Source organism: Bradyrhizobium sp. SZCCHNR1043 (assembly GCF_032489675.1).
In the GTDB taxonomy this organism is placed as follows: domain Bacteria; phylum Pseudomonadota; class Alphaproteobacteria; order Rhizobiales; family Xanthobacteraceae; genus Bradyrhizobium.
The window spans coordinates 190,852-217,233 of the sequence record NZ_JAUEYN010000005.1 but is presented as its reverse complement, the minus strand read 5'-3'; the positions used below and the strand labels follow the sequence as shown (position 1 = coordinate 217,233).

General features: G+C 65.4%; 29 protein-coding genes. 10 read left to right on the top strand and 19 right to left on the bottom strand.

The annotated features are described in order from the left end of the window. The first annotated feature begins 10 nt into the window (after positions 1-10). Entirely contained in the window at positions 11-175 is a 165-nt protein-coding gene (locus QX039_RS10755; RefSeq protein ID WP_315738126.1) for a DUF1127 domain-containing protein, read from the top strand. Between the two features lie 88 nt (positions 176-263). On the opposite strand, the gene QX039_RS10750 is transcribed toward QX039_RS10755, so the two are convergent. Further along, positions 264-668, bottom strand: a complete 405-nt coding sequence (locus tag QX039_RS10750; protein ID WP_315738127.1) for a DUF3597 domain-containing protein — start codon at positions 666-668, stop codon at positions 264-266. 403 nt (positions 669-1,071) lie between these two features. Between QX039_RS10750 and QX039_RS10745 the strand changes: the two genes are divergently transcribed. Both QX039_RS10745 and QX039_RS10740 read left to right on the top strand, forming a co-directional pair. Then, entirely contained in the window at positions 1,072-1,983 is a 912-nt protein-coding gene (locus QX039_RS10745; RefSeq protein ID WP_315738128.1) for a DUF2189 domain-containing protein, read from the top strand. Positions 1,984-2,176: 193 nt separating this feature from the next. Then, a complete protein-coding gene (locus tag QX039_RS10740; RefSeq protein ID WP_315770787.1) occupies positions 2,177-2,998 on the top strand; it encodes a lytic murein transglycosylase in 822 nt (273 codons plus the stop codon). Positions 2,999-3,070: 72 nt separating this feature from the next. Here QX039_RS10740 and QX039_RS10735 read toward each other — a convergent pair whose 3' ends face one another. Further along, positions 3,071-3,334, bottom strand: a complete 264-nt coding sequence (locus QX039_RS10735; protein WP_315738130.1) for a hypothetical protein — start codon at positions 3,332-3,334, stop codon at positions 3,071-3,073. A 474-nt stretch (positions 3,335-3,808) separates the two neighbouring features. Here QX039_RS10735 and QX039_RS10730 point away from each other — a divergent pair, with 474 nt between their 5' ends. The 5 genes from QX039_RS10730 to QX039_RS10710 all read left to right on the top strand — a co-directional run bounded on the left by QX039_RS10730 (position 3,809) and on the right by QX039_RS10710 (position 8,553). Further along, positions 3,809-3,961 (top strand): DUF1127 domain-containing protein, encoded by a 153-nt coding sequence (locus QX039_RS10730; RefSeq protein WP_006614327.1) that lies wholly within the window; start codon positions 3,809-3,811, stop codon positions 3,959-3,961. Between the two features lie 156 nt (positions 3,962-4,117). Beyond that, positions 4,118-5,551, top strand: a complete 1,434-nt coding sequence (gene trmFO / locus QX039_RS10725) for a methylenetetrahydrofolate--tRNA-(uracil(54)-C(5))-methyltransferase (FADH(2)-oxidizing) TrmFO (RefSeq protein WP_315738131.1) — start codon at positions 4,118-4,120, stop codon at positions 5,549-5,551. A 7-nt stretch (positions 5,552-5,558) separates the two neighbouring features. Continuing rightward, complete coding sequence (locus QX039_RS10720) at positions 5,559-6,659, top strand: serine/threonine protein kinase (RefSeq protein WP_315738132.1); 1,101 nt, start codon at positions 5,559-5,561, stop codon at positions 6,657-6,659. Between the two features lie 67 nt (positions 6,660-6,726). Then, on the top strand, positions 6,727-7,617 hold the full coding sequence (locus tag QX039_RS10715; protein ID WP_315738133.1) for a TauD/TfdA family dioxygenase: 891 nt from the start codon (positions 6,727-6,729) through the stop codon (positions 7,615-7,617). A 243-nt stretch (positions 7,618-7,860) separates the two neighbouring features. Beyond that, a complete protein-coding gene (locus tag QX039_RS10710) occupies positions 7,861-8,553 on the top strand; it encodes a TauD/TfdA family dioxygenase (protein WP_315738134.1) in 693 nt (230 codons plus the stop codon). A gap of 13 nt (positions 8,554-8,566) precedes the next feature. Here QX039_RS10710 and QX039_RS10705 read toward each other — a convergent pair whose 3' ends face one another. The 5 genes from QX039_RS10705 to yajC form a co-directional block, all read right to left on the bottom strand. Further along, positions 8,567-9,430 carry a phytoene/squalene synthase family protein gene (locus tag QX039_RS10705; RefSeq protein WP_315738135.1) on the bottom strand — a complete coding sequence of 288 codons (864 nt, stop codon included), beginning with the start codon at positions 9,428-9,430 and terminating at the stop codon, positions 8,567-8,569. Beyond that, complete coding sequence (locus QX039_RS10700) at positions 9,427-9,804, bottom strand: Mth938-like domain-containing protein (RefSeq protein ID WP_315738136.1); 378 nt, start codon at positions 9,802-9,804, stop codon at positions 9,427-9,429. The genes QX039_RS10705 and QX039_RS10700 overlap by 4 nt, the downstream gene beginning before the upstream one ends. Positions 9,805-9,854: 50 nt before the next feature. Beyond that, positions 9,855-10,862: a protein translocase subunit SecF gene (gene secF, locus QX039_RS10695; RefSeq protein ID WP_315738137.1), complete on the bottom strand. Its 1,008-nt coding sequence runs from the start codon at positions 10,860-10,862 to the stop codon at positions 9,855-9,857. 8 nt (positions 10,863-10,870) lie between these two features. Then, complete coding sequence (secD, locus tag QX039_RS10690; RefSeq protein ID WP_315738138.1) at positions 10,871-12,472, bottom strand: protein translocase subunit SecD; 1,602 nt, start codon at positions 12,470-12,472, stop codon at positions 10,871-10,873. 89 nt (positions 12,473-12,561) lie between these two features. Beyond that, positions 12,562-12,930, bottom strand: coding sequence for a preprotein translocase subunit YajC (gene yajC / locus QX039_RS10685; RefSeq protein WP_315738139.1), 369 nt, complete (start codon positions 12,928-12,930; stop codon positions 12,562-12,564). Between the two features lie 203 nt (positions 12,931-13,133). On the opposite strand from yajC, the gene QX039_RS10680 reads away from it, so the two are divergent. Further along, positions 13,134-14,150 carry an ATP-binding protein gene (locus QX039_RS10680; protein ID WP_315738140.1) on the top strand — a complete coding sequence of 339 codons (1,017 nt, stop codon included), beginning with the start codon at positions 13,134-13,136 and terminating at the stop codon, positions 14,148-14,150. A 51-nt stretch (positions 14,151-14,201) separates the two neighbouring features. Here QX039_RS10680 and QX039_RS10675 read toward each other — a convergent pair whose 3' ends face one another. Both QX039_RS10675 and QX039_RS10670 read right to left on the bottom strand, forming a co-directional pair. Beyond that, positions 14,202-15,644, bottom strand: a complete 1,443-nt coding sequence (locus QX039_RS10675) for a LysM peptidoglycan-binding domain-containing M23 family metallopeptidase (protein ID WP_315770789.1) — start codon at positions 15,642-15,644, stop codon at positions 14,202-14,204. 107 nt (positions 15,645-15,751) lie between these two features. After that, a complete protein-coding gene (locus tag QX039_RS10670) occupies positions 15,752-16,399 on the bottom strand; it encodes a protein-L-isoaspartate(D-aspartate) O-methyltransferase (protein WP_315738317.1) in 648 nt (215 codons plus the stop codon). A gap of 264 nt (positions 16,400-16,663) precedes the next feature. On the opposite strand from QX039_RS10670, the gene QX039_RS10665 reads away from it, so the two are divergent. Next, positions 16,664-17,047, top strand: a complete 384-nt coding sequence (locus QX039_RS10665) for a response regulator (protein WP_315738142.1) — start codon at positions 16,664-16,666, stop codon at positions 17,045-17,047. Positions 17,048-17,055: 8 nt separating this feature from the next. On the opposite strand, the gene surE is transcribed toward QX039_RS10665, so the two are convergent. From surE to QX039_RS10615, 10 genes are all read right to left on the bottom strand, one after another. Next, positions 17,056-17,823, bottom strand: coding sequence for a 5'/3'-nucleotidase SurE (gene surE / locus QX039_RS10660; protein WP_315738143.1), 768 nt, complete (start codon positions 17,821-17,823; stop codon positions 17,056-17,058). A gap of 99 nt (positions 17,824-17,922) precedes the next feature. Further along, entirely contained in the window at positions 17,923-18,279 is a 357-nt protein-coding gene (locus QX039_RS10655; protein ID WP_315738144.1) for a hypothetical protein, read from the bottom strand. A gap of 102 nt (positions 18,280-18,381) precedes the next feature. Beyond that, positions 18,382-19,713 (bottom strand): serine--tRNA ligase, encoded by a 1,332-nt coding sequence (serS, locus tag QX039_RS10650; protein WP_315738145.1) that lies wholly within the window; start codon positions 19,711-19,713, stop codon positions 18,382-18,384. Positions 19,714-19,831: 118 nt separating this feature from the next. Further along, positions 19,832-20,650: a twin-arginine translocase subunit TatC gene (tatC, locus tag QX039_RS10645; protein ID WP_315738146.1), complete on the bottom strand. Its 819-nt coding sequence runs from the start codon at positions 20,648-20,650 to the stop codon at positions 19,832-19,834. Further along, a complete protein-coding gene (tatB, locus tag QX039_RS10640; RefSeq protein ID WP_315738147.1) occupies positions 20,647-21,174 on the bottom strand; it encodes a Sec-independent protein translocase protein TatB in 528 nt (175 codons plus the stop codon). The genes tatC and tatB overlap by 4 nt, the downstream gene beginning before the upstream one ends. 112 nt (positions 21,175-21,286) lie before the next feature. Beyond that, positions 21,287-21,520: a twin-arginine translocase TatA/TatE family subunit gene (locus tag QX039_RS10635; RefSeq protein ID WP_006614346.1), complete on the bottom strand. Its 234-nt coding sequence runs from the start codon at positions 21,518-21,520 to the stop codon at positions 21,287-21,289. Between the two features lie 278 nt (positions 21,521-21,798). Next, positions 21,799-22,890 carry an SMC-Scp complex subunit ScpB gene (gene scpB / locus QX039_RS10630; RefSeq protein WP_315770791.1) on the bottom strand — a complete coding sequence of 364 codons (1,092 nt, stop codon included), beginning with the start codon at positions 22,888-22,890 and terminating at the stop codon, positions 21,799-21,801. A 19-nt stretch (positions 22,891-22,909) separates the two neighbouring features. Continuing rightward, on the bottom strand, positions 22,910-23,749 hold the full coding sequence (locus tag QX039_RS10625) for a ScpA family protein (RefSeq protein WP_315738149.1): 840 nt from the start codon (positions 23,747-23,749) through the stop codon (positions 22,910-22,912). Beyond that, the gene (gene nagZ, locus QX039_RS10620; RefSeq protein WP_315770793.1) at positions 23,746-24,774 is read right to left on the bottom strand and encodes a beta-N-acetylhexosaminidase; all 1,029 of its coding nucleotides are present in this window, start codon (positions 24,772-24,774) and stop codon (positions 23,746-23,748) included. Before nagZ ends, QX039_RS10625 begins: the two co-directional genes overlap by 4 nt. Positions 24,775-24,816: 42 nt before the next feature. Continuing rightward, entirely contained in the window at positions 24,817-26,367 is a 1,551-nt protein-coding gene (locus QX039_RS10615) for an SPOR domain-containing protein (protein WP_315770794.1), read from the bottom strand. Positions 26,368-26,382 lie beyond the last annotated feature (15 nt).

The following is a 26,382-nucleotide window of genomic DNA, read 5'->3' as shown; positions in this document are numbered from 1 at the left end:
GGAGAGGCTCATGTTCATCACTGCCATTTTCGACGTTCTCAAGCGCTACGTCCACTACCGCACCCAGCTCGCTTATCTTGACCAGCTCGACGAGCGCACGCTGCGCGACATCGGCTTCAACCGCGACCAGTTGCACGCCGAGGCCTGGGAGCGCGCCAGCCTGGTGCACGCCTGAGGCGCCTGCATACACCGGACGATATCAAAGACGACAAAGGCCCGCGCGATGGCGGGCCTTTCGCTTTTCGACAACTGGGCCGACCGCCTCAGTGCTTGATCTCCGGCGGAAGCTTGCCGCCATTGGCGGCGAGCTTGCTCATCACCTGCTTGTGCAGCCACACATTCATGCTGGCCGAGTCGTTGGTGTCGCCGCTGTAGCCGAGCTCCTTGGCAAGCTCCTTGCGCGCGGCGAGGCTCGAATCGATGTCGAGCGCCTTCATCAGGTCGACGATCGAGGTCCGCCACTCCAGCTTCTCGTGTTTGGCAGCCGCGGCCTTGTCGACGATCGCCGCCACATCGACGTTTTGCGCCGCAGCAGCCGGGCCCCCGGTCGGAGCTGCCGTGCCGCCTGCCGGCGCGGTGCCGCCCGCGGCGGGCGTGCTGCCGCCGGCCGGGGCAGCCTCGGCATGATGACCGAAAATAGCGCCCATGATCTTTCCGAAAATGCTCATCAATGGCTCCCAATGGATGGTGATCGTAAGAAGAACTCGGCCGGCGTTGTTCCGTTGCAAAGACGGCCGTAGAGCCGCTCCGCCACCCGCCGAGGCCTGCCAAGGCGACCACGGCGACGAATGTGAAGCTTACCCAAGGCGGAATGACGGCGGAATGACTTTGTCCGTGGATGGCTCGGCTTCTTCGGTCGCGGGCACCGTTCTAATGCACCGCGACATTCACAGCACTCACCGAGGCGTGAGTAGGCGCGGCCTGTTTTGCCACTATCCTGATGACTTCCGTTCGCGAATGGCCGCCCCGAGGTTCGTCGCGTCTGGCCATCCGCGAATTTGTTCCAACGAGAAGCGCAGCCCGCCTGCGTGGTTGGGTAGCGCCCTACGCAAGTTGAGGGAGCACACGACGATGGCCACCTACCACAGCAATGCCGCCTCCCACGTTCGGGCGGCAGACGAGGTCGCGGCTGAGCTGACGATTCGCACGATCGACATGTCGAGCCTGATGCGCGCGCTGCGGCTCGGCTGGGACGATTTCAAGGCCGTCCCGAGTCACGCCGTGATGCTATGTGCGATCTATCCCGTTCTCGGCCTGGTGATCGCGCGCGCGGTGTTCGGCTATGCGGTGGTACCGCTGTTGTTTCCACTGGCGGCGGGCTTCGCCCTGCTCGGCCCATTCGCCGCGCTCGGTCTCTATGAGCTCAGCAGCCGCCGGGACCGCGGCGAGGACACCAGTGCCTGGGATGCTCTGGAGGTGCTGCGGTCGCCGTCGTTCGGCTCGATGCTCGGACTAGGCACGCTGCTGCTCGCGCTGTTCGTCACCTGGGTCGCGACCGCGCAGGCGATCTACGTCGCAGTGTTCGGCTACGGCGGCGCGACGGGCGCGGGCGATTTCCTGCAGCGGGTGTTCACGACGCCGCAAGGCTGGTGGCTGATCGCGGTCGGCTGCGGCGTCGGCTTCCTGTTCGCGCTGCTGGCGCTGTGCCTGAGCGTCGTGTCCTTCCCGCTGATGCTCGACCGACACGCCGGCGCGCTCGAAGCAGTCGTCACCTCGCTGCGCGTGGTGGCCAAGAATCCCGTTCCGGTTGCGGCCTGGGGCCTCATCGTCGCGGTGCTTCTGGTCGCCGGCACGATTCCGTTCTTCCTGGGGCTCGCCGTTGTGATCCCGGTGCTCGGCCACGCCACTTGGCATCTCTACCGCGAAGCCATCGCGATCAATCCCGACGCAGCCCGGATCGTGCCGCCGGCCCCGCGCGGCTCCAAACCCGCGGCCGACTTCCCGGCGAACCTGTTCCCATGGCGCTCGCGCGACGGGATGTGAGGACGCAGCGACGAGTTTGTCACGGCCGCCGGCCTCCCGGGCCGGCGGCCGTCTCGAGAAGCCGCCAGCGTGTTGCAGCGCTCACGAAATCCGACGCCAATGTGATCGAAAGGCCTTGTTGCTGCCGCGGTTACGCCCGACATGGAGCGCGCCCAGCAACGCTTTTTGAATCCATTGCCGTCCAGGTGTTTCGATGATTGCTCGCGTTCTCGCCGTTTCCGCTCTTGCCTGCCTCGCTGCCCTCACCACCCTGTCAGCGCCAGCGCGCGCCGCGGTGCCTTGCGGCAGCGGCAATTTCGACGGCTGGCTCGCCGAGTTCAAGACCGAAGCTGCGGCCAAGGGCATCTCACAAAACACGATCAATGCGGCGCTGACCGGCGTGACGCCCGACCAAAGCGTGCTGAACCGCGACCGCGGTCAGAAGGTGTTCAGCCAGACCTTCGAGGAATTCTCCGGGCGCATGATCCCGCCGCGCATGACCCGCGGCTCCAACATGCTGAAGCAATACGGCTCGGTGCTGTCGCGGATCGAGCAGAGCTACGGCGTGCCGGGCGAGGTGCTGGTCGCGATCTGGGGGCTCGAGACCGATTTCGGCGTCAATGTCGGAAAATTTCCGACCATCCGTGCGCTCGCGACCTTGGCCTATGACTGCCGCCGCGCCGAGCAGTTTCGCGGCGAGTTGCTGGATGCGCTGCGGATCGTCGACCGCGGCGACCTTCAGCCGGCCGACATGCGCGGCGCCTGGGCCGGCGAGATCGGTCAGACGCAGTTCATGCCGTCGTCCTGGATCAAATACGCCGTCGATTTCGACGGCAATGGCCGGCGCGATCTGATCCGCAGCGCGCCCGACGTTCTCGCCTCCACCGCGAACTATTTGAAGGGCTATGGCTGGCAGAAGGGCAAGGATTGGGAGCCCGGCGGCCCGAATTTTGCGGTCATCCAGCAGTGGAACAAGAGCGAGGTCTACGCGCGGACGGTCGCGACCTTCGCGACCCAGCTGGCGCGGGCGCCGTAGCCCGGGTCAGGAATGAGGCCGATCGCGGCATCGCGACCGGCCGTTCGTTCGATGATGCGAAAGATGCGCCTGCTACTTGATCATCCCGGCCTGCATCGCCTTGGTCAGGTGCACGCTGCAGGCGCCCATCTTGCCGCTCAGCAGCGCGTCCTGCGCTGCCGCAATCTCCTTCTGCGCAGTATATCTGGCGTCGCCGTCGGCCATCGCCTCGATCGCCGTCTCGGTCTTCTCCAGATTGGCCCCGCTACAGCCGGCGCCATGCATCCGCGCCGCCTGAGCCGGACCGACCGCCACAATTGCCGCAGTGATGAGCGCGGCCCCAAAAAGTTTGTTCATTGTTTTTCCTCGCTGGTGCGACGGCGCCGGCATCATTGCCCAGCACCGCGACACTTTGTCGCACCTTTCGTTATATGCCGCGAAGTGAAATCCGCGCGAGCGGTCCGTGATGGCGATCATCGATTTGAGAGGCGCAGCGTACATAATGAATTTATGTTCATTATATGAACCCATGCGTTTCGTGGGGTGTATGTCGGGCAATGGCTTCGTGCCTGGACCGGCCTTTAAGCCGGCATTGCTCGATCCGGCAATTCGAACGGGCGATCGAAAATCCGCATGAATACGGAGCCTTGCGCGGGTCGCTGAGCTGCCGGGCGCCTGCCCGATTCTTACTCAAGGGTTATGCAAGCTATGCGTCCGGGGTTTAGCTGCATCGCAACATTCACGCTTCCGCATCGCAACAAGCTCTTCTATGTTCATTTCAACGATGATGTTCCGATGAAGAACTGAATCGTGAACTAAAGGAGATTTTTCATGTTGCTCTCGCTCATCCGCATGGTGCAGGCGTTCCGTGAGTATCAGCGCAACGTTGCCGAGCTGTCGCAGCTCAGCGATCGCGAGCTCGCCGACATCGGTCTCGATCGTTCGGACATCCCGCGCGTTGCTGCCGGTCACTACAACGGCTGATCAGCCTTCTTCCGATATCTACCGGACATCGCCCGCCTCGCTGCGGGCGTTGCCGCGTCTGGGCCCTGGCGCAACGGAACACACGCGCCCGGTTTCTCACGCTGAACCCCACTGGCGCATTTGCAGCGCTCGGGAAAAGCGCTACCTGTCCCGCGCATGACAGGGACCAAATCACCTTCGAATACCGTCCACGTGATCGGTGCCGGCCTCGCCGGATCCGAAGCCGCCTGGCAGCTGGCCGAGGCCGGCGTCGACGTGGTGCTGCACGAGATGCGGCCGGACCGCATGACCGAGGCGCACCGGACTGCCACGCCTGCCGAGTTGGTCTGCTCGAATTCGTTCCGCTCCGACGATGCCGCCAACAACGCCGTCGGCCTCCTGCATGCTGAGATGCGCCGGCTGGGCTCGCTGATCATGCGGGCCGCTGACGCCAACCAGGTCCCGGCCGGTGGCGCATTGGCCGTCGACCGCGACGGCTTCTCGGCGGCCGTCGCAAGCGCGTTGGAAGGCCATCCGCGCATCGCGCTGCGCCGCGGCGAGATCGCGGGCCTGCCGCCCGCGGAGTGGGAGAAGGTGATCATCGCCACCGGTCCCCTCACCTCGCAGCCGCTCGCCGAGGCCATCCGTGACCTGACCGACGAGACGGCGCTCGCGTTCTTCGACGCCATCGCGCCCATCGTGCACAAGGACACGATCGACATGTCGGTCGCTTGGTTCCAGTCGCGTTACGACAAGGTCGGTCCGGGCGGCACCGGTGCCGACTACATCAACTGTCCGATGACGAAAGAGCAGTACGACGCCTTCGTCGCGGCGTTGCTCGCGGGCGAGAAGATCGACTTCAAGGAGTGGGAGACCAACACGCCCTATTTCGACGGCTGCCTGCCGGTCGAAGTGATGGCCGAACGCGGCCACGAGACGCTCCGTCACGGCCCGATGAAGCCGGTCGGCCTGACCAATCCGCACAATCCGACGGTCAAGCCCTACGCGATCGTGCAACTGCGCCAGGACAACAAGCTCGGCACGCTCTACAACATGGTCGGGTTCCAGACGAAGCTGAAATACGGCCCGCAGCAGCAGATCTTCCGCACGATCCCAGGCCTCGAGAACGCGGAATTCGCGCGGCTCGGCGGCCTGCATCGCAACACCTTCCTCAACTCACCGAAACTGCTGGATTCGCAGCTCCGCCTGCGGGCCCAGCCGCGGCTGCGCTTTGCCGGCCAGATGACAGGATGCGAGGGCTATGTGGAGTCAGCGAGCATCGGCCTGATCGCCGGCCTCTACGCCGCCGCGGAGACACGTGGCGCAAATCTGCTGCCGCCGCCTCCGACCACTGCGCTCGGTGCCCTGCTCGGCCACATCACTGGCGGCCATATCGAAACGATCGATGGAGCGACGCGCTCGTTCCAGCCCATGAACATCAATTTCGGCCTGTTCCCGCCGCTGGCGACGGCCCCGACCCGCAAGCCGGACGGCACGCGGCTGAAGGGCAACGAGAAGACGGTGGCGAAGAAGCAGGCGATGAGCGCCCGCGCGCTGGCCGATCTCGACCGCTGGATCGCCGAGCACCTGCCCGTCGCGGCCGCTGCGTGAGAGTACGATGAGCCTGCCGAAGACCGATTCTGCCTTGCTGGCGGCGCGCTGGTGCGAAGGTGTGCTGCTCAAGCGCGACGTGTTCTCGACCGTCGAGCGCGGCCGCTTCAAGAGCGAGGCCGGCGATGTCGACGCCGTGCTGCGCCGGCTCGACGAGGTGCCGTGGTGGTCGTTCATGCTGGCGCGGCATTTGTTCGCGCGCGAGCGCAAGGCGCTGATGCGCGCCAAGGGGCTCAACGCCGGCCCTGATCTGCTATGGGCTGGGGATCGCGCGCTGGTCCGCGGCTTCATCAATGGCGTGGCGCTGCATCTGGCCAAGCCGCACGGCAACGTCGCCTATTTCCGCTCGGCCAAACAGATGATGCGCCGGCTGCATCGCGCTGGGATCACGCACAACGATCTCGCCAAGGAGCAGAACTGGCTCGTCGGTCACGACGGCCATTGCTACGTGACCGATTTCCAATTGGCCGCCTGCTTCGAGAGCCGCAGCCGGCTGTTCCGGATCGCGGCCTATGAGGACCTGCGTCATCTGCTCAAGCATAAGCGGAGTTACGCGCCCGAGGCGCTGACGCCGAAGGAGCGCAAGATCCTGGCGCGCAAATCGCTGTTCGCGCGCATCTGGCTGATGACCGGCAAAAAGGTGTATCGCGCCATCACGCGCGGCATCTTCAATTTCACCGACCGCGAGGGTGGCGGACGACGCCTGGTCAACGATGCGCCGGTGCTGATGGACATGATCCGGAAGAACCCGGCCGTGCGCGACGCCGCGATCGTTGCCTTCGCCGATCGCCGGACCGGCGTCGGGCTCTATGCGTTCGTCGAGAGCGAGCAGCCGACGCTTGAAACTCAGCTGCAAAACGAGCTTGCTTCAGCCAAGGGCCCGAAGCCGCCGGAGCATATCCAGGTCGTGCATGCCCTGCCGCGCGACGCCAGCGGCAGGCCACGCACTGAGCTGTTGCAGCTGGTGGCGATGAACCAGATCGACCTGATCGAACCGATGCTCACGAGCGACAGCGATCGCGCTTTCCTCAAGGACATCCTGGACTCGCGCAAGAACCTGCGCGACCGGTTCAATTTCGAGGCGGACCTGAAACTGCCTTCGGCCTGAGCGGACGAGACTTCGCGGTCCGACCATTGTATCCTGCGAATGCAATGTCCTTTGGGAGGATCTGGCAATGAACGTCGAGACCCGCGCGGCCACAACGTCTCGGTCGTCGAACATCGAGATTATCCCGACCGGCCGGCAACTGGGTGCCGAGATTCGAAATGTCGATCTCAAGCATCTGGACGACGCGGGCTTCAGCGCCCTGCTCCGTGCCTTTCACACGCACTCCGTTTTGCTGGTGCGCGGCCAGGGTCTGACGGACCAGGATCTGATCGCCTTCAGCCGCCGCTTCGGCGATCTCGACTGGGCGCCGGTGCAGGAGAACGGCCGGCGCTTCGTCGACGGTCTGCCGGAAATCTACATCGTGTCGAACGTGAGGGTGAACGGCGAGGCGATCGGCAGCCTCGGCGCCGGCGAAGCGGTGTGGCACACGGACATGTCATATCTCGACACGCCGCCGATCGCGAGCGCGCTCTACGCGCTGGAAATTCCCCCCGTCGGGGGCAACACGTCGTTCTGCAGCATGTATGCCGTGTACGACGCGCTTCCTCCTGAACTGAAGCGCCGCGTCGCGGATCTGAAGATCAAGCATGACGGCACCTACAACAGCGGCGGCTTCGTCCGGCAGGGCGTGACGCCGACCGATGATCCGCGCACGTCGCCGGGCGCGATCCATCCGCTGGTCTGCACGCATCCCGATTCCGGCCGGCAGACGCTCTATCTCGGCCGCCGGCGCAACGCCTATCTGGTCGGCCTCGGGCTCGCCGAGTCGGAAGCATTGCTCGACGAGTTGTGGACCTATGTTGCTCGTCCGGAATTCGCCTGGGAGCACGTCTGGAAGGTCGGCGACCTCGTCATCTGGGACAATCGCTGCACCATGCATCGGCGCGATCCGTTCGATGATCATGCGCGGCGAATCATGCATCGAACCCAGATCAAGGGAACAGATCGCCCGCACTGATTCGCTTGCGCGCGGCATCCGCACGATCAAGCGCCAGAATGCCTGCGAATGAGTTGCAGGTTGCTGGATATTTCCTCACGCGTCGCCTTGAAGCGTCCAATTTCCGACTCAGAGCGGCAGAGTGTGCCGACAATCGCCAGATCGTGCCGCGATCCTTCCGCGAATTGCCTCCGAGCCGAAACACCCCCGACAAATTACGATGGTTGATTTGCAGGCGCTGGTGAAACTTGGGAGATGACGCAAGTGAGTCTCAGAAGCAACGTTGCTCGAAGCGCCGAAAGCAGCCTCATCCAGGTCATCCCGACGGGAAAGACGCTCGGTGCCGAGGTCTGCAATGTCGATCTCAGATCCTTCGACGATTGGGCGTTCGCCTCGTTCATGCGCGCGCTGCTCAAGCACCAGGTCCTGCTCGTGCGCGGCCAGCGTCTTGGTGAGTGTGACATCGCGGCCTTCAGTCGTCGCTTTGGTCACGCGGATCTATTTTACACCTCCCCCGGCAGCTTGCTGGGCGGCAGGCTGTCGTTCTGCAGCCTCTACGCCGCTTATGACGCGCTCTCGCCGGCGCTGCGCAGCCGCGTCGCTCATCTGAAGGTCCGTCATGTCGCGAGCGACACCGCCGATGATGGCCGTCGCACCATCGTCGCAGGCCCCGTGCATCCGCTGGTCGGCAATCACTCCGATACGGGCCGAGCGATGCTCGCGCTTGGGCAGCGCCGCTATTCCTGTGTCGTCGGTCTCGAGCAGGACGAATCGGATGCGCTGCTCGACGATCTCTGGCAGCTTGCCGAGCGGCCCGAGTTCAGCTGGGCCCACACCTGCCGGTCCGGTGATCTCGTCGTCTGGGACACCCGCTGCACGATCCACCGGCACGAGCCGCCAGACATGCCGAGACTCCTTCACAGCCCGCCACTCTGGAATACGATGCCCTCGGCTTGAGCCCGCGAGAGCGTCAGCGCGCGCCAAAACTCGCCGTCCTCGCAGCGCGCCACAGCGTCCACAACGTCGCAAGGCGCGAGCGGGGTTGCGGCTGAAACGGATCGTCGGTGCGGCGATCGGCCCGCGCGAGGTCGCGCCGGACCAGCGCCAGCGGCAGCAGAACCGGCCGCACCGCCGGCGACGCCTGACGCGCCAGCTCGAGGGTGTGATCGAGATGCTGCCGGGCCTGCCCACGCAGGTCCATGATCACATCCTGGATCGCCGATGATGCCTTGCCTGCGAACATCTCCTCCTGGCTGACGCCATGGCGCGCGAGGAGATCGAGCGGAACATAGAGCTGCCGGTGGGCGGCATCGCGCGGCAGCGATGCGATCACCTGGAGCAACCCTTGCGCGATGCCGGCATGGTGCGCGAGGTGATCCGCCTCCGCAAACGGCGGCGCAATGATCTGTGCCGCCAGCGCGAACAGCGCGCCGCGCGTGTCGCCGAGATAGCCGTCCAGCGCCGCCATCGTCGGCATCGGATCGTTGTAGAGATCGAACTGATGCTCATCGATCAGGCGCGTCAGCCGCTCGACCGGAAGCGCGAAGCGCTGCACGGTGAGCAGCAATTCGGCTGCAACGGGATTTCCCTCCGCGCCGCCATGTTCATGCCCCGTCAGCGTGTCGTGCCACCACTGCAGGCGGACCTCGCCCGGCAGCGGCTGCGACACGAGATCTCGAATACGGCTCACCTCGACGTTGAATGCGTATAGCGACAACAGCGCACGCCGGAGTTCCGGCGCCATGAACAGCGTCGAAGCGTAGCGGTCGAAATCATGCTCGCGGACGAGGCTCGCACAGAACGCGGCGTCGCTGTTGGCGCTGGCCTCGCTCATGGGACGGCGATGAGCGCTGCCGCCACCCGCCGCCGCTCGCCGATCATGACGTTGTAGGTGCGAATCGCGGGACCGGTCTGCATCGCATCGAGCACGACGTTCACGCCCCGCAAGGCCGCGCGCAGCGGTGCCGGCGGGATCCAGACATCGTTTCCGGTCCCCACGATCAGTGTGTCGATCTTGTTGGCTGCGTCGAAAACGCGCTGCAACGCGTAGCGGTCGATCTGGCTCGGCTGGGTGACGTCCCAGGCCCAGATCGAATCCGGCAGGCACAGCAGCGAGCCGCGATGCGACATGCCGGCAAAGGCGAAGCCGCCTTTGCCATAGCCGTCGATCGGCGCGGACCGCGGGAAATGCGGAGCGTCAGTTGCCATGCGAGACCAACCTCTCAGCCCCGGTTCGGGTCCAACGGCTCAAGTCCCGATCAAGGCCTCTTCTTCGGCTCGTCGGCCTGATCACCCCGAACGGCTCCGACGCCGAGATAGATCAGGATCGGCGCGGCGATGAAGATCGAGGTGTAGGTGCCGACCAGCACCACGCCGAACATCATCACCGCGGTGAAGCTGTGGATCGCCGGGCCGCCGAACAAGAGCAGCGCCAGCAGCGCCAGGGTCACCGTGACGTGCGTGATGATCGAGCGCGACAAGGTCGAGTTGATCGATTCGTTGAGCAGCTGCGGCATCGGCATCTTCTTATAGCGCCGCAACATCTCGCGGATACGGTCGTAGATGACGACGGTGTCGTTGAGCGAATAGCCGAGAATGGTCAGCAGCGCCGCGATGCTGGTGAGGTCGAAATCGACCTGGCTGATCGACATGAAGCCGATCGTCAGCACGATGTCGTGGACGTTGGCGATCATGGCACCGAGCGCGAACTGCCACTCGAACCGGAACCAGAGATAGATCAGAATCGAGACGATCGCGAGCATCAGGCCGAGCATGCCGACGGCTAGGAACTCGCCGGAAACGCGCGGACCCACCACCTCGACCCGGCGATACTCGACGGAATCGCCGATCGCCGCCTTGACCTTGTTGGCCGCCTCCTGCTGGGCGGCGTCGCCACCCGGCTGCTCGGCAACACGGATCAGAACCCCCGCCGGCCCGCCGAACTGCTGCAGCTGCACCTCGCCCAGACCGAGGGTCGCCAGCGTCGCGCGCATCGCCGCGATGTCGGCGGTGCCGGACTTGGCGCGCACCTCAAGCAAGGTGCCGCCGCGGAAATCGATGCCAAGGTTCAAGCCATGGGTGAAGAACAGCACGATCGCGAGGATCGACAGCGCCGCCGAGATCGGGAAGCTGATGCGGCGGAACTGCGTGAAATCGAAATGCGTGTCGTCGGGAACGATGCGCAGCGACGGCAGCAGGCCGAGCGCGCTGACCACCGTCAGCACCGCGATCAGGATGCCAAGCCCGATGAGAACCCAGTATGTCACAGTAGCTCCTAGATTGGCACGCTTTGCGGCCGCTTCCACCGCACCCAGGCCGCCACAATCAGGCGGGTGAGCGTGAAGGCGGTGAAGACCGTGGTGAGAATGCCGATGCCCAGCGTCACGGCAAAGCCGCGCACCGGGCCGGTGCCGATGTAGAACAGCACGGCTGCGGCGATGAATGTGGTGATATTGGAGTCCAGGATCGTCGCCAATGCGCGCTTGAAGCCCGCGTCGATTGCCGAAATGGCATTGCGGCCGCCGCGCAGCTCCTCGCGGATGCGCTCATAGATCAGCACGTTGGAGTCCACCGCGATGCCGACCGTCAGCACGATGCCGGCGATGCCCGGGAGCGTCAGCGTCGCATTCAACAGCGACAGCACGCCGAAGATCATCGCGACGTTCACCACCACGGCGATGTTGGCGAACACGCCGAACAGCCGGTAGGTCACCAGCATGAACACGATGACGAGGATCGAGCCGACATAGGATGCGAGCTCGCCCTTGGCGATCGAATCGGCGCCGAGGCCCGGACCGACGGTACGCTCCTCGATGACCGTGAGCGGCGCCGGCAGCGCGCCGGCGCGCAGCAGGATCGCGAGCTCGTTGGCGGACTGCACGGTGAAATTGCCGGAGATCTGGCCGGAGCCGCCGGTGATCGGCTCGCGGATGACCGGCGCCGAGATCACCTTGTTGTCGAGGACGATGGCGAACGGCTGCCCGACATTTTCGGTCGTGGCCTGCGCGAACTTGCGCGAGCCGGCCGAGTTGAAGCGGAAGGTGACGATCGGCTCGTTGGTGCGCTGGTCGAAGCCGGTCTGCGCATCGGAGAGATCACCGCCGGAGACAAGCACCTGCTTCTTCACGACATAGGGCTGGTTGGGTGGCGATGCGCTCTGGAGCACCTCGGAATCCGGCGGCACCCTTCCCTGCACCGCCTGATCCGCCGGCACGGACGTATCGACCATCCGGAATTCCATCTTGGCCGTGCGCCCGAGCAGGTTCTTGAGCTGCGTCGGATCCTGCAAGCCCGGCACCTGCACCAGGATGCGGTCGTTGCCCTGGCGCTGGATCACCGGCTCCACGGTGCCGAGCTCGTTGACGCGGCGCTCGACGATCTGCATCGACTGCTCGATGGTCTGGCGGATGCGTTCGGTGATGGCCGCCGGCGGGATCGTCAGCCGGACCAGTCCGCCACCGGCATCGCTGACTTCGAGGCTGCGCTGGCCGCTGGAGCCGAGCAGCCCGCCGAGCGGCTGCGAGAGATCGCGCAGCTTGGAAATCGCAGTTCCCGTGTCGCTTTCCTTGGTGATCCGGACCTCGACCCCATCACCCCGGCTCACCAATCCGGTGTATCCGATCTTGGCATCGCGCAGCGTGCGGCGAACGTCGTCGCGCACGGCATCGAGCCGCTCCTTCTTGATGTAGTTGGAATCGACCTCGAGCAGCAGATAGGAGCCGCCCTGCAGGTCGAGGCCGAGCACCAGCCGGCGCTGCGCCCAGGACGGCCAGGTCTTGACCGTCGCTTCGGAGAAGAAGTTGGGCACCGCGCACAGGCACACGACGAGCGCCGTGAGAATGATGCCCAGCGCCTTCCACCGCGTGAAATACAACATGGAGGTTGTCCGTAAGGGCCGTATCCGGCCCGAAAAAATCAGAACATCACAAAGAGCGACGGCCGGCGTTCGACTGGCCAGGCCGGCGATCAGCTCGCGGCCTTCTCGTCCTTCTTGTCGTCCTTTGCGTCCGCCTTGGCCGGCTCGCCCTTGGTGCGGACGCCGGTGATCATCTGGCGCATCTGGCGCACGCGGACACCATCGGAGATCTCGAACTCGACCTGGTCGTCGTCGACGACCTTGGTGACCTTGCCGACCAGACCCCCCTGGGTCACGATCGTGTCGCCACGCCGGACGTTCTTGACGAGGTCGGCGTGCTCTTTGACCTTCTTCTGCTGCGGCCGCAGGATCAGGAAATACATGATCACGAAGATCAGCGCGAACGGCAGCAGCGACATCAGCATGCTGTTGGTGTCGCCAGCGCCGGCGGCCTGGGCATAGGCAGGGGTGATCAGCATGTGGTCGATCCTCGTGGGCAGCGCCCGGTGAGACGGGAATAGCCGGCGAACCACGCTTGTCTCGGCGCGGGCCGGCCTCTTGCGAATTTCGCGCGGAATATAGCGGCAGCAGTCCCAATAGCAAGGCGCCCCGCCCCTTCATTTCGCCCCGCTTGCGGCAGCGGGCGAGGCCCGATATGGCTGCCCCATCAGGAACTTGCAGCATGTCGAAAAAACCAGCCAAAGCCCCGTCCCGCGGTCCCGCCCAAACCGTCGTCAGACGTCTCCAAAAAAGCTCCAAGCCCGCAGCGCAAAAGCCGGCGAAGGTCGCGGCAAAACGTCCCGCCGGCCCTGCTCCCGACCACATCGCCGAGCGCATCGCCCGTGCGCTGGAAGCCATTGCGACGCATCTGGCAACAACCCATGCGGGTGCCGCGCCGGCATTGGACCTCAACGCGGCCGACGCCTTCGTCTGGCATCCGGACGGCCGGCTCTCGACGGTGCCGCGCGTCAGCCGTGTCGAGATCGACCTGCTCAAGGGCATCGACCGGATGCGCGACATCCTGATCGAGAACACCGAGCGCTTCGCCAACGGCCTGCCGGCCAACAACGCGTTGTTGTGGGGCGCGCGCGGCATGGGCAAGTCATCGCTGGTCAAGGCCGCCCATGCCAGCATCAATGTCGCCCGCAAGCCGGCGGACCGGCTCAAGCTGATCGAGATTCATCGCGAGGACATCGAGAGCCTGCCCGCGCTGATGGACATCCTGCGTGCCGCGCCGTTCCACTTCATCGTGTTCTGCGACGACCTGTCGTTCGACGGCAATGACGCGTCCTACAAGTCGCTGAAGGCCGTGCTCGAAGGCGGCATCGAGGGCCGCCCCGAGAACGTCATTCTCTACGCCACCTCGAACCGGCGCCACCTGCTCGCGCGCGACATGATCGAGAACGAGCGCTCGACCGCGATCAATCCGGGCGAAGCGGTCGAGGAAAAGGTCTCGCTGTCCGACCGCTTCGGACTGTGGCTCGGCTTCCACCGCTGCAGCCAGGACGAGTACCTCGCGATGGTCAAAGGCTATTGCAGCCATTTCGACATCGCGGTCGCCGAGGATCAGTTGGAGCGCGAGGCGCTGGAATGGGCCACGACGCGCGGCTCGCGCTCGGGCCGCGTCGCGTGGCAGTTCACGCAAGATCTGGCGGGCCGCCTCGGCGTGCGGCTGACAACGCAAAAAGCCGCGCAGTAATCTGCGCGGCCCCGTGTCGTCCACGATTGCGTGAGGTCAAACGACCGGACCTCACGCCCCGTTGAGGAATTGCAGCGGGTCAACCGGCGACGATCCCTTGCGGATCTCGAAGTGGAGCTGCGGCGATCCGACTTCTCCCGATTGACCCGACTTGGCAATGACCTGGCCGCGCTTGATCGGATCACCGCGCTTCACCATCAGCTCACTCGCATGGGCATATGCGGTGACGTAGCCGTTGGAATGCCGCACCAGGACCAGATTGCCATAGCCCTTCAATTCATTGCCGGCGTAGGCGACGACGCCATCTTCGGCCGCCTTTACCGGGGTGCCCTCGGGAACGGCGATGTTGATGCCATCATTGGACTTGCCGTTGGTCTTGGCGCCATAGCTCGTGATCACCTTGCCGCGCGCCGGCCAGCGGAATGTCGGCAGCGAGCTGGTGGTCTCGGCCGGCCGAGCCGGCTCCTCCTCCTTCTCGGGTGCCGGATTGGCCTGGGCCAGGCGGGCGGTCTGGACCGGACCTGCGGCCGTCGCGACCCGTGTGGTCGGCGCTGGCGCCGGCACGGTCGCAACCGCCTGGGGAACGGTTGCGACCGGAGCCACCGGCGCAGCTGCCGCCACGGCCCTGCCAGGGACGGTCAGCCTGGTCCCGAGCTTGAGCGGCGAAGCCTGATCGAGATTGTTGGCGCGGGCGAGCTCAGCCGCCGTCAGATGATTCTGGCGGGCGATGCTGGCGAGTGTCTCGCCGCGGTTGACGAAGTGGACGGTGGACGGTGTTGCGGCCGCCACCGGCTTCGGCGCAACCATTGGCGCCGCAGCAACGGGCTGGGCCGCGGGCGCAGCCGCGACCGTGCCGGGATGCGGAATGATCAGCTGCTGGCCCGGCGACAACGCGCGCGGGCCCTTGTAGCCGTTCGCAGCCAGGATCTCAGCCGGTGTCACGCGATAGCGCTTGGCGAGGATGTCGAGCGTATCGCTGGTGCCGACGATGATCTTGGTGCCGATGGCGGGACGCGCGGCGGCGACCGAACGCGGCGGCACGGTGCCGGTGGTCTCGAGGCGCGGCTGGGCCGGCGGAGCATAGGAATGCGCCGGCTGTGCATAGGATTGGGGTGCAGCGACCGGGGGTGCAGCCACGGGGACCGCAGCAGGTGGCGCATAGGATGCGACGCCGCGCCCGCCCGAGGATACGCCTCCCGCACCGCCGCCGGCCGGATAGGATTGCGGAGCCCCGACCGCCGGGGGCGGCAGCGCCGAGGACGAGTAGGCCGGCGCCGGCGCCGGAGCGGGCGTGTAGGGCTGGTGCTGCCGGGGCGGCTGCGCCTGCACCGACCCCGTGGAATCGGATGCAAAGGGGTTTGAAAACGGGTTTTGCGTCTGCGACAGCCGCGTCGACATGTCGGCGCTGCAGCCGGCGACGCCGAACGACATCAGCGCCAATGCCGCAACCTGCGGCAGGCGGCGCGAGCGAAGCAACTCGACGGTAGTGGGCATGGTTACTCACTCGTACGCAACAAACAACGAATTCGAGTAAACACAGCCGCGGTAAATAAGCGCTTAAGCCGCGAATAAAGCGTTGTGCGGCCTGCTGATCCGCACGTTTAAAGTTCGCGCGCAATCCCCGGAATTGCCGGCACAAATCGCACGTCGACGAGCTCTTTTCGGTCGAAACGATCGCCCGTTCGCGTGATCCTGACGAGCGTCTGCACCCCGTGTTGCGGCCCGACCGGCGCGATCAGGATACCGTCCGGCTCCAGCCGGTCGAGCAGGCTCTGGGGAATCTCGTCCATCGCCGCGGTCACGATGATGCGACCGAATTGGCCGCCCCCCGGCGGCAGCGCGTAGCCATCGCCGAGCATGACCTCGACATTGAAGCAGGCGAGCTTCTCCAGCCGCTCCCTGGCCTTGTCGGCCAATGTCCGGAAGCGCTCCACCGTCAGGACATGAGCCGCAAGCCGGGACAGGATCGCGGCCTGATATCCGGACCCGGTGCCGATTTCGAGCACGCGGTGGGTCTTTTGCAGCTTGAGCTGTTCGGTCATGTAGGCCACGACGAACGGCTGGCTGATGGTCTGCCCGCAAGCGATCGCCATCGCGCTGTCGCGATAGGCGTCCGGGCGGTCGGCCGGCAGAACGAACTCTTCCCGGGGCACCTCCTCCATCGCACGCAACACCGCCTGATCGCTGATCCCCCGCCGACGCAGGGTCAGCTGAAACATCATTTTCTCGGGAGGAGCGGCTGGGGGCATCGGGATGTCGGTTGGTGGGCTCGTGGGCAATTTACCTGCGGGGCGAGGGTTGCGCACCGAATTTCCGCGCACACATCGCAACTACGCACCGACATGGTCCCGACGACGACCGCGTTCCGCACGAGGAACCAAGTCGGGTCCGGTTCGTTCACCTTATGGGCGAGCCTGCCCACGCCGCACGGCGGTGAAAGATGACATTGTTGACGTTGCGCCATAAGCCGTTATTTGCGAGCGTCAAATCGGGTATGGGCAAGGACTGACATCATGACTGCACCGCGGCCGCCGCGCGGCTCTGTGTTTCTGGTTGAAGACGAAGTCATGATCCGGATGATGGTGGCCGACATGCTCGAGGAGCTCGGCTATACCGTCGCGGCCGAGGCCGGCGAAATCGGCGAAGCGATGCGGCTGGCCGAGAGCACCTTTTTCGACGTCGCCATTCTCGACGTCAACGTCAACGGCAAGGTCATCTCGCCGGTGGCCGATCTCATCAAGGCGCGCAACCGGCCCTTCATCTTCGCAACCGGCTACGGCTCGTCGGGATTGCCGGAAGAATATCGCGACCGGCCGGCCCTGCAGAAGCCGTTCCAGCTCGAGACGCTCGGAAAGGCGATCGACCATGCGCTGCGTGGCGCTGAGCCACAGGGGTAGACGGCGCTTCAGCCCAGAATGTCGCTGAGCTTGCCGGAGAACGCCTCGTCCGTGCGATCCAGGCGAAGCGGAGTCACTGACACGTAGTGCGCCGCGAGGGCCGCGAGGTCCGTCCCCTCGTCGGGCACGTCGAGCGAGGCAGCGCGGTCGAAGCCGATCCAGAAATAGGGATTGCCGCGGCCGTCGCGACGCTCGTCGACCTTCAAGAAGCCGAGATTGCGCTTGCCCTGGCGGGTGACCACGACGCCCCTGACCTCTTCCGGCGCACAGGCCGGGAAGTTGACGTTGATCACCGTATTCCTCGGCACGCCGGCTTCGAGCACCTTGCGCACGATCTGCGGGCCGAATTTGAGCGCGGTGTCCCAGGACGGCTTGTCACGGGTTGCGACGCTGAATTCCTGCGACAGGGCGAACGACGGCAAGCCGAGAATGGTGCCTTCGAGCGCGCCGGCGATGGTGCCCGAATAGACGACGTCCTCGGCAACGTTGCGGCCCTTGTTGACGCCGGACAGCACCACGTCGGGCAGCTTCGCCCCCAGAATATGACGGGCCCCCATGATGACGCAGTCGGTCGGCGTGCCGCGCACCGCGAAATGCCGCGGGCCGACCTCGCGCAGCCGCAGGGGGTCATTGAGCGAGAGCGAATGGGACACGCCGCTCTGGTCCAGTTCGGGAGCCACGATCCAGACGTCGTCGGACAGGGCGCGTGCGATCTCCTCGATCACCTTGAGACCCGGCGCATGGATTCCGTCGTCATTGGTGCAGAGAATCCGCATGGCCACCTTTCCATCCCGTTCAAGACGATTGCCGCGGTGTCTTATCTGCTGCGCGACATCGAGGCAAACCCGCCACCTCGAGCCGGGTTCGGCAGTGGTTCAGGGCCGAATCCGCCACTGCGGCAGGAACCTGGCGAGCTTCCCTCGCGTACCCAGCCGGAGCAACGCGGCGGGGGTGACGGACACATGGGACGCTGGCGGAGGGACCGGCGAAGGCACAGCGGACTCGGCCAGCGGCGGCGCCGGAAACCGGGCCCGCGCAACACCCAGCGCCTTGTCGAAATCAGCAGCGTTGAACCAGGCCTGATGGCGCAGGGCCTCCGGCGGGCCATCATGCCACACCGCTGCACGATCGATATCGAATGCTCCCTTCAGGCGCTGGTCGACCGCCTGGATGCCGGAGCCGGTGACGGCCCATTGCCGTCCGATCCAGAAAATATCCCGATGCAGAGCCATGATGCCGGTATCTGAAAAGCAATTGCTGAACAGAACCGAGGATACGACCCGCCGGCGCCCACGCAATGGCGGCGACCTGGGCGGATGCAATTTGCCGCGGCGCTATGGCTCCGCGGCCACCACCTTGAGGCCGCCCATATAGGGCTGCAGCACATCGGGGACGGCGATCGAGCCGTCGGCCTGCTGATAGGTCTCCATCACTGCGATCAGCGCGCGGCCGACTGCCGTGCCCGAGCCGTTCAATGTGTGCACGAAGCGCGGCTTGCCGTCGCTTCCGCGATAGCGTGCATCCATGCGGCGTGCCTGGAAGTCGCCGCACACCGAACAGCTGGAGATCTCGCGGAAGGCGCCGCCATCGCCCTGCCCGGGCATCCAGACCTCGATGTCGTAGGTCTTCTGCGAGGAGAAGCCCATGTCGCCGGTGCACAGCGTGATGACGCGATAGTGCAGATCGAGCCGGCGCAGCACTTCCTCGGCGCAGGCCAGCATGCGCTCGTGCTCGTCCTTGCTGGTCTCCGGCGTCGTGATCGACACCAGCTCGACCTTGGTGAACTGATGCTGACGGATCATGCCGCGGGTGTCGCGTCCGGCTGCTCCGGCCTCGGCGCGAAAGCACGGCGTCAGCGCCGTGAGCCGCATCGGCAACTCCTTCTCGTCAACGATGGACTCGCGGACCAGGTTGGTCAGGGCCACCTCGGCAGTTGGAATGAGACCCAGCCGCTCGGTCTTGAGGCGATCATCCGGCGCTGCAATCAGCTCGCCCTTCACGGCCCAGAACTGGTCGTCCTCGAATTTCGGCAATTGGCCCGTACCGAACATGACGTCGTTGCGCACCAGCAGCGGCGGATTGATCTCGGTGTAGCCGTGCTCATTGGTATGCAGGTCGAGCATGAACTGCCCGAGCGCGCGCTCGAGCCGCGCCAGGCCCCTCTTCAGCACGACGAAGCGCGCGCCCGACAGCTTCGCAGCCGATTCGAAGTCCATGGTGCCAAGAGCCGCACCGAGATCATCATGCGGCTTCGGCGCGAAGGCGTAGTTGCGCCGCGCGCCGAACATGTGGCGCTCGACATTGTCGTGCTCGTCCTTGCCGTCCGGCACCTCGTCGAGCGGCAAATTGGGAATCGCCGAGAGCTCGCGCGCCAGCTCCTCATCTGCCTGCTTCGCGGCCGCCTCGAGCTCCGGCATGGTGGTCTTGAGCTTGGCGACCTCCTCCATCAGCGCCGATGCGCGCGCGTCGTCCTTGGCCTTCTTGGCCTCGCCGATTTCCTTGGAGGCGGCGTTGCGCCGCGCCTGCGCCTGCTCGGACGCCAGGATCGCAGCGCGACGCCGTTCGTCGATGGCGAGCAGCTGCGACGACTGGGGCGACAGACCCCGGCGCGTCAGCGCCGCATCGAAACCTTGCGGATTGTCGCGGATCGATTTGATGTCGTGCATGGTCGTTCGGTCCTGGAGACGAAAAGATCTCGGCGAGTCGCCCGGGGTCACGGGCCGGCTTGCACTACCGCGAATGGCAGCGGATGGGAACAGGCCAGGCCGGGCGGGAAGCCCGGCCCTACTCGGCCGGATTGCTGGGCAGATTGCCGGAGCCGGACGACGTGCCGGAGCCCGACTTCGCAGCCGCTTGCTTCTCGACGATCCCCACCGCGATGATGGCGCCTTCGTAGAGGGCCAGCAGCGGGATCGCCAAGGACGCTTGGCTCAGCACGTCCGGCGGCGTCAGCACGGCGGCGATGATGAAGGCGATGACGATGAAATAGCGCCGCTTCTCTTTCAGCATCTGCGAGGTCACGATGCCGATGCGACCAAGCAGGGTCAGGATCACCGGCAACTGGAACGCGATGCCGAAGGCGAAGATCAGCGACATCATCAGCGACAGATATTCGCCGACCTTGGGCATCAGCGCGATTTGCGCCGTCTCGGGGCCGCCGAGCTGCTGCATGCCCAATGAGAAGCGCACGATCATCGGCCACACCGCAAAATAGACCAGCATGGCGCCGAGCACGAAGAAGACGGGGGTCGCTATCAAGTAGGGCAGGAAAGCATTGCGTTCGTGGCGATACAGCCCCGGCGCCACGAACTTGTAGATCTGCGTCGCGATGATCGGGAACGAGATGAAACCAGCGCCGAACATCGCGAGCTTGAGCTGCGTGATGAAATATTCGAGCAGCTGGGTGTAGATGAACTTGCTGTTCTCGGCCCCTGCCACCCAGACGAACGGCAGCACCAGGATGTTGTAGATCTGCTTGGCGAAAAAGAAGCAGAAGATGAAGGCCACGCCGAAGCCGAGCAGTGCCTTGATCAGCCGCGACCGCAGCTCGATCAGGTGATCCATCAACGGGGCCTTGCTGGCCTCGATATCTTCGACGGTCATGACGCTTTGGCGTCCTTCAGACGTTCAGCTTCTGCTGACGCAGACATTTCAGGCTGCGGCTCGGGCTTGATTTCACGCACGATCGCCAGTGGCTCGCCCACGGCTTGATGGACTTCAGGCTCCACGAAGGTCTCGGCCACTGGAGGTTCGGGGGTGGTCGGGGTCATCACAGGAGGCTCGGGCGAAGCAGCAGCCACGTCCGATGCTGGTGCCGGCTCGGCGGACTTGTCGATCCCCTCGATATCGAGCGCCTTGTCGACGTCGCGCTGCAACGAGGAGATCACGCCGGTCGGGGTGAAACCGCTGGCCGCCTCGCGGACCTCATCGAAACTCTTCTTGAGGTCGGCCATCTCCGCTTCGCGCATCGCCTCCTGGAACTGGCCCTGGAACTCCGAGGCCATCCGGCGCGCCTTGCCGATCCATTGCCCGACCATACGCAGGACGCCCGGAAGCTCCTTGGGACCGATCGCGATCAACGCGACGACCCCAATGACGAGCAGCTCACTCCAGCCGATATCGAACATGAAACAATCCGCCTACGCGACGACGCCTCTGATCCCGCCTGCCCGGGTCTGTCCGAACAGGTCCCGGTGCCGTCTCTGCGGGAGCGCGCCGCCCGCGCCTTTCACGCGCAGATCACACGGCTTTGCTGCCGACATCCGTGCGGGTGGCTGAAGGTGTCGCGCCGTGGTCGATCGACTTGACTGGCTCGGTCTTCTCCGGCGCCTTGTCGTCGTCCTGCATGCCCTTCTTGAAGGCCTTGATGCCCTGCGCGACGTCGCCCATCAGATCGGAAATCTTGCCGCGCCCGAACAACAGCAGGACGACCGCGATCACGACGATCCAGTGCCAAATGCTAAGCGAACCCATCCTGCAACCCTCCAAACACCGGCGCAGCCTTCACCCGACTGCCCGTCGACGCTACCGCCGAAACCGCGCCATATCCATGGACTTGACCGCGACACTTCGCTTCTAGCATTCGATTGCGAAACAGCAACACGAACGCGGCCTGTCACTGGCCAAAATAGCGCGCGGACAGCCCGATCTGGGCGGAAGGTAGGCGCCAACGCCTCCAAAAACAAGCACTTAAGGTCCGACAAATCGAGGCCGGACCTACGCAATAACGCGAGTGTTAACGGCTCCGACCGCTAGTTTCGGTGCGGCGAGCCGTCCTCGTCGGTATCGCTGTCGTGCGCGTCATCGGCTGCGTCGATCTCGTCGTCTGTCGCGTCGACCTCGGCCTGTGCTTCTGCCTCGTCGTCTGCCTGAGCGTCAGCGTCGGCAGACAGCTCGATAACGGCCCCGTCGTCCGGCCCGACCTCGATCTCCTCGACGGCCAAGTCCACCTCGGTGATCTCGGTTTCCGCATCGTCGCCCGGCAGTTCCAGATCGCCAATGGCGACCTGCGAGGAGGCGTCGTCCTGAACGGAGGTCTCAGCGGTCACCATGTCGCCCGCGGCGGCCTCGGCCGCAGCCGTGTCGGCTGCGGCTGTTTCCATCTCCGCCGTTTCGGCCTCTGCGGCCTCAGCTTCGCCCGGTTCGGCCTCGACCGCCGGCGCAAGCGCCAGATCGAGATCGCCCGGGTCCAGCGGCTCCTCGTCCTCCCGGAGCGTCGGATCGTCCGATGGCGTCGGGACGGTGAAGCCGGTCGGCAAGCGGGAATCCAGCAGGCCCGTGCCCTTCAGCTCTTCCAGTCCTGGCAGATCGCCCAGGGTCTCCAGGCTGAACTGGGCCAGGAACGCATCGGTGGTGCCGAAGGTCAGCGGACGGCCCGGGGTCTTGCGGCGCCCGCGTGGCTTGATCCAGCCGGTCTCCAACAGAACGTCCAACGTTCCCTTGGAGGTGACGACGCCGCGGATCTCTTCGATCTCGGCACGCGTCACCGGCTGGTGATAGGCAACGATGGCCAGAACCTCGATCGCCGCGCGTGATAGCTTGCGCGTTTCGGTGCTCTCGCGCGTCATCAGCCAGGCGAGATCACCGGCGGTACGGAAGGTCCACTTGTTGGCGACGCGCACGAGGTTGACGCCGCGATTGGCGTATTCCGCCTGCAGTTGCGCCAACGCGGCCTTGATATCGACACCTTCAGGCATACGCTTGGCAAGCGTGGCCTGCTCGAGCGGCTCGGCCGAGGCAAACAAGAGTGCCTCGAGGATGCGCAACTCTTCGGGGCGCACCTCGGGCTCGCTCGTCGCGATCTCGTCGGGCTCTTCCATGCGCAGTTCCGCCAAGCTTGCCATGGCAGGGTCTCCTTCTTCGTTACTCAACCGTCAAGTCCGGCGCAGCCATGGCGCCGGGCTGGATCGGTGGACGCTTACGAAAATACAGCGGCGCGAACGCCTGCTTCTGGTTCAGCTCGAGCTGCCCTTCGCGGACCAGCTCCAGCACGGCCGCAAAGCTCGATGCGAAGACGGTAGCCTTTTGGGCCGGCTCGGCGACGTAGCTCAGCAGATAGTCGTCGAGACATCCCCAGTCGTCCGACACCTCGGTCATGCCGACGAGCCGTTCGAGCGACGCGCGCGCCTCGGCGAGCGACCAGACGGTGCGCTTGGCCATATGAACGGATGTCACGACACGTGCCTGCCGTTGAATGGCGTAGGCCGACAGCAGGTCGAACAGGGTGGCTGTGAACTTCGGGCGGCGGACTTCCGCGATCTCTTCCGGATTGCCGCGGGGAAACACGTCGCGCTGGAACTGCGGCCGATTCATCAGACGATTGGCGGCCTCGCGGATCGCCTCCAGGCGGCGCAGCCGGTTGGCGAGCGCGGTCGCCATCTCCTCGGCGCTCGGCCCTTCCTGCGCTGGCGGCTCGGGCAACAGGAGACGCGACTTCAGGAAGGCGAGCCAAGCCGCCATCACCAGATAGTCGGCAGCGAGCTCGAGCCGGATCTTGCGCGCAGCCTCGATGAACTGGAGATACTGGTCGGCCAACGCTAGGATCGAGATCTTGGCGAGGTCGACCTTCTGCTGCCGCGCCAGCGCGAGCAGCAGATCGAGCGGGCCCTCGTAGCCCTCGACGTCGACGACCAACGCCGGTTCGGCCTCGGCCAGCTCCGTGGTGGGCCGGCCGGTTTCAAACGACAGAATTTCAGCGGTCATGCGCTCGCGGGTCCCAGCCGGTTGATCAAGGCGTCGAGCTCGCCGCGCGCGGCGTCACGATCGAAGCCTGTGGGTGCCTTGCGCGCCGCAAGCGCGCGATCGGCGCGAACCAGAGCCTGGCCGGCCAGCTCCGGCGTCTCGGCCGCGACCGCCTGCATCTCGTCCAGTCGGCCGTTGCAGTGAAGAACCATGTCGCAGCCGGCCGCCACGATCGCACGCGTGCGCTCGGCGATCGATCCGGCCAATGCGTTCATGGAAACGTCATCACTCATCAACAAACCCTGGAACCCGATCCGTTTGCGAATCACCCGTTCGATCATTGTCGCAGAAGTCGTGGCCGGATGGGCGGCGTCGATCGCGCTAAACACAACATGTGCAGTCATCGCCATCGGGAGGTCGGCCAGCGGCCTGAAGGCGGCGAAATCGGTTGCGTCGAGTTCCGCTTCCGGCGTGTCCACGGTCGGCAGCCGGAAATGGGTGTCGGCGGCGGCCCGGCCATGCCCCGGAATGTGCTTCAGCACCGGCAGCACGCCGCCCTGCTCCAGCCCCTCCGTCACCGCCCGGGCGATCGCCGCCACCTTTTCTGGCGTCGTGCCATAAGCCCGATCCCCGATCACGGCATCAGCGCCGGCGACGGGGACGTCGGCGAGCGGCAGGCAATCCACGGTGATGCCGAGCTTGAGCAGGTCGTCGGCGATCAGGCGGGCGCTGAGCCAAGCGGCACGGAGGCCTGCGGCCGAATCAAGATCGTAGAGACGGTCGAACACCACGCCGGCGGGATAGGCCGGCCAATGCGGCGGCCCCAGCCGCTGCACCCGGCCCCCCTCTTGGTCGATCAGGACTGGAGCCTCGGCGCGGCCGACGCAGGCCCTTAATTCCTCAACCAGTGCAGTCACTTGGGTGGGTGACTGGACGTTGCGTTTGAACAGGATGAAACCCCAGGGGCTGAACTCGCGGATGAACGCGCGCTCGGCGTCGGTGAGATCAGGCCCGGAGATGCCGGTAATGAAAGCCCGCATGGTCATGCGGGCCGCATAGACCCCGCCTCGGGGGCGGTCAAGCAAGCCTTACTGGTTGCTAAACGGGAAACACTGTCCGCCGGCGGTTTTCAACGATCCGCACATCTTGTTGGCCTCTTCCTTCGTCGCGAAGGGTCCGACGGCTGCGCGGTACCTGACACCGCCCTTCTCACCCAGATCCATCCGCCTGATGATCGGCTCATATTTGCCCAGCACGGCGCCGTACTTGTCCTGCACCGCCTTGTAGGACGACATCGCCTCCGCCTCGCTGGCCTGCGACGAGATCGAGACCAGATAGCCGCCGGTACGATCATTCTGGGTCTGCTCGGTGACGGGCACGGCCGCGGCGATGCGCGCCGGTGCGGCGGCCTGCGGTGTCAGCGGCATCGGGCTGTCATTGGCGGCCGACGCGTTGGCGTTGGCCGGCGATTTGCGGCCCTTCGGCGTCGCCGCCGGCTTGGTTGCAGGCGTCGCCGGCATCGGCGGATCGGCCGCTGCGGCCTGATTGCCCCCCGTCACGGACAGCGTCTTGATCGGACGCGGATCACTGTTGGGCAAAATGCCATTGGCGTTGGCCATTTGCGACATCGGGGCCGCCCCGGCGCTGACCGGCGGCGGAGCCGCATTCTGGTTCATTTGCGGGAACACCACGCGCGGATTGCCGCCGCGGGCGTTCAGATCCATCGGCGTCTCCTCGCGGGACACCAGCTTCTCGCCGCCGTCATTGCCGAGCAGGCGATCCGGCACCTTCGGCGTCGGATCCTGCTGGGCCATGATCTTGGTCGGACTGTTGTCGGCGCGAATGATCGGCGGCTCGCCAGTGCGGCCGGACGAGATGTAGGTCTTGTAGCCGTAGGCGCCGCCGGTGCCGACCACTGCAAGGGTCAACACCGCGAGCACGGTGCTCATGCCGCTGCGCCGCCGCGGCCGCTCCTCTTCCTCGCCCTCGTCGTAGCCGTCCTGATAGCCGTATTGGCCGTCCTGGAAATCGTTGTCGCCCTGAAACCCCTGCTGTCCCGAGCCCATCTGCCCGAACAGCGCATCGTCATAGCGCGAGGAGTCCGGCTCGTTGTCATCGAAGCCGTTGTCGCGGTTGTAGTCGCGGTCGTTCTCGGCGAACCCGTGGCGCGACTCCCCGACGCTGTAGTCGAGCTTGGACAGCTGGTCGGCGAACTCCGCGTTCGGATAACCCTGCTGCTGCCGGGGAGCGGGCGCGGGCGCGAAATCCTGGTCCGGGAAGCCCGGCTGGCCGCGCGGATCCTGATAGCCCGCCGGAAAGGCCGGCGGTGCCGGCGCCGGCTGCGGCGGCTCGCGGCCGATGTCGGCGAAGGGGTTGGCGGCGGCAGGCTGGGCACGTTGCATCCAGGCCGGAGCGCCGGCAGGAGGCATGCCGGGAACCGGCTGTTCTGGCGCGGGCGCGGCGGGGCGCACCATCGGACGCGGCTGAGATTGCGGAGTTGCCCGGCCCGACGCGGCAAAAGGATCGTTCTGCCCGATCAGGCGAGCGAGTTCGGCGAGCGGATCGGCATCGGCCTGCTGGTTTCCACCACGGCCAAAACCATCAGCGGGAAAGGGTCTGTCCTGGTAACGATCAGCCATCGTGATGAAGCGTCC

Bases quoted from the DNA above. Each gene is read 5' to 3' on its own strand.
- QX039_RS10755 (WP_315738126.1), top strand. From the start codon at position 11: ATGTTCATCACTGCCATTTTCGACGTTCTCAAGCGCTACGTCCACTAC.
- QX039_RS10750 (WP_315738127.1), bottom strand. From the start codon at position 668: ATGAGCATTTTCGGAAAGATCATGGGCGCTATTTTCGGTCATCATGCC.
- QX039_RS10745 (WP_315738128.1), top strand. From the start codon at position 1,072: ATGGCCACCTACCACAGCAATGCCGCCTCCCACGTTCGGGCGGCAGAC.
- QX039_RS10740 (WP_315770787.1), top strand. From the start codon at position 2,177: ATGATTGCTCGCGTTCTCGCCGTTTCCGCTCTTGCCTGCCTCGCTGCC.
- QX039_RS10735 (WP_315738130.1), bottom strand. From the start codon at position 3,334: ATGAACAAACTTTTTGGGGCCGCGCTCATCACTGCGGCAATTGTGGCG.
- QX039_RS10730 (WP_006614327.1), top strand. From the start codon at position 3,809: ATGTTGCTCTCGCTCATCCGCATGGTGCAGGCGTTCCGTGAGTATCAG.
- trmFO (WP_315738131.1), top strand. From the start codon at position 4,118: ATGACAGGGACCAAATCACCTTCGAATACCGTCCACGTGATCGGTGCC.
- QX039_RS10720 (WP_315738132.1), top strand. From the start codon at position 5,559: ATGAGCCTGCCGAAGACCGATTCTGCCTTGCTGGCGGCGCGCTGGTGC.
- QX039_RS10715 (WP_315738133.1), top strand. From the start codon at position 6,727: ATGAACGTCGAGACCCGCGCGGCCACAACGTCTCGGTCGTCGAACATC.
- QX039_RS10705 (WP_315738135.1), bottom strand. From the start codon at position 9,430: ATGAGCGAGGCCAGCGCCAACAGCGACGCCGCGTTCTGTGCGAGCCTC.
- QX039_RS10700 (WP_315738136.1), bottom strand. From the start codon at position 9,804: ATGGCAACTGACGCTCCGCATTTCCCGCGGTCCGCGCCGATCGACGGC.
- secD (WP_315738138.1), bottom strand. From the start codon at position 12,472: ATGTTGTATTTCACGCGGTGGAAGGCGCTGGGCATCATTCTCACGGCG.
- yajC (WP_315738139.1), bottom strand. From the start codon at position 12,930: ATGCTGATCACCCCTGCCTATGCCCAGGCCGCCGGCGCTGGCGACACC.
- QX039_RS10680 (WP_315738140.1), top strand. From the start codon at position 13,134: ATGTCGAAAAAACCAGCCAAAGCCCCGTCCCGCGGTCCCGCCCAAACC.
- QX039_RS10675 (WP_315770789.1), bottom strand. From the start codon at position 15,644: ATGCCCACTACCGTCGAGTTGCTTCGCTCGCGCCGCCTGCCGCAGGTT.
- QX039_RS10670 (WP_315738317.1), bottom strand. From the start codon at position 16,399: ATGCCCCCAGCCGCTCCTCCCGAGAAAATGATGTTTCAGCTGACCCTG.
- QX039_RS10665 (WP_315738142.1), top strand. From the start codon at position 16,664: ATGACTGCACCGCGGCCGCCGCGCGGCTCTGTGTTTCTGGTTGAAGAC.
- surE (WP_315738143.1), bottom strand. From the start codon at position 17,823: ATGCGGATTCTCTGCACCAATGACGACGGAATCCATGCGCCGGGTCTC.
- QX039_RS10655 (WP_315738144.1), bottom strand. From the start codon at position 18,279: ATGGCTCTGCATCGGGATATTTTCTGGATCGGACGGCAATGGGCCGTC.
- serS (WP_315738145.1), bottom strand. From the start codon at position 19,713: ATGCACGACATCAAATCGATCCGCGACAATCCGCAAGGTTTCGATGCG.
- tatC (WP_315738146.1), bottom strand. From the start codon at position 20,650: ATGACCGTCGAAGATATCGAGGCCAGCAAGGCCCCGTTGATGGATCAC.
- tatB (WP_315738147.1), bottom strand. From the start codon at position 21,174: ATGTTCGATATCGGCTGGAGTGAGCTGCTCGTCATTGGGGTCGTCGCG.
- QX039_RS10635 (WP_006614346.1), bottom strand. From the start codon at position 21,520: ATGGGTTCGCTTAGCATTTGGCACTGGATCGTCGTGATCGCGGTCGTC.
- scpB (WP_315770791.1), bottom strand. From the start codon at position 22,890: ATGGCAAGCTTGGCGGAACTGCGCATGGAAGAGCCCGACGAGATCGCG.
- QX039_RS10625 (WP_315738149.1), bottom strand. From the start codon at position 23,749: ATGACCGCTGAAATTCTGTCGTTTGAAACCGGCCGGCCCACCACGGAG.
- nagZ (WP_315770793.1), bottom strand. From the start codon at position 24,774: ATGACCATGCGGGCTTTCATTACCGGCATCTCCGGGCCTGATCTCACC.
- QX039_RS10615 (WP_315770794.1), bottom strand. From the start codon at position 26,367: ATGGCTGATCGTTACCAGGACAGACCCTTTCCCGCTGATGGTTTTGGC.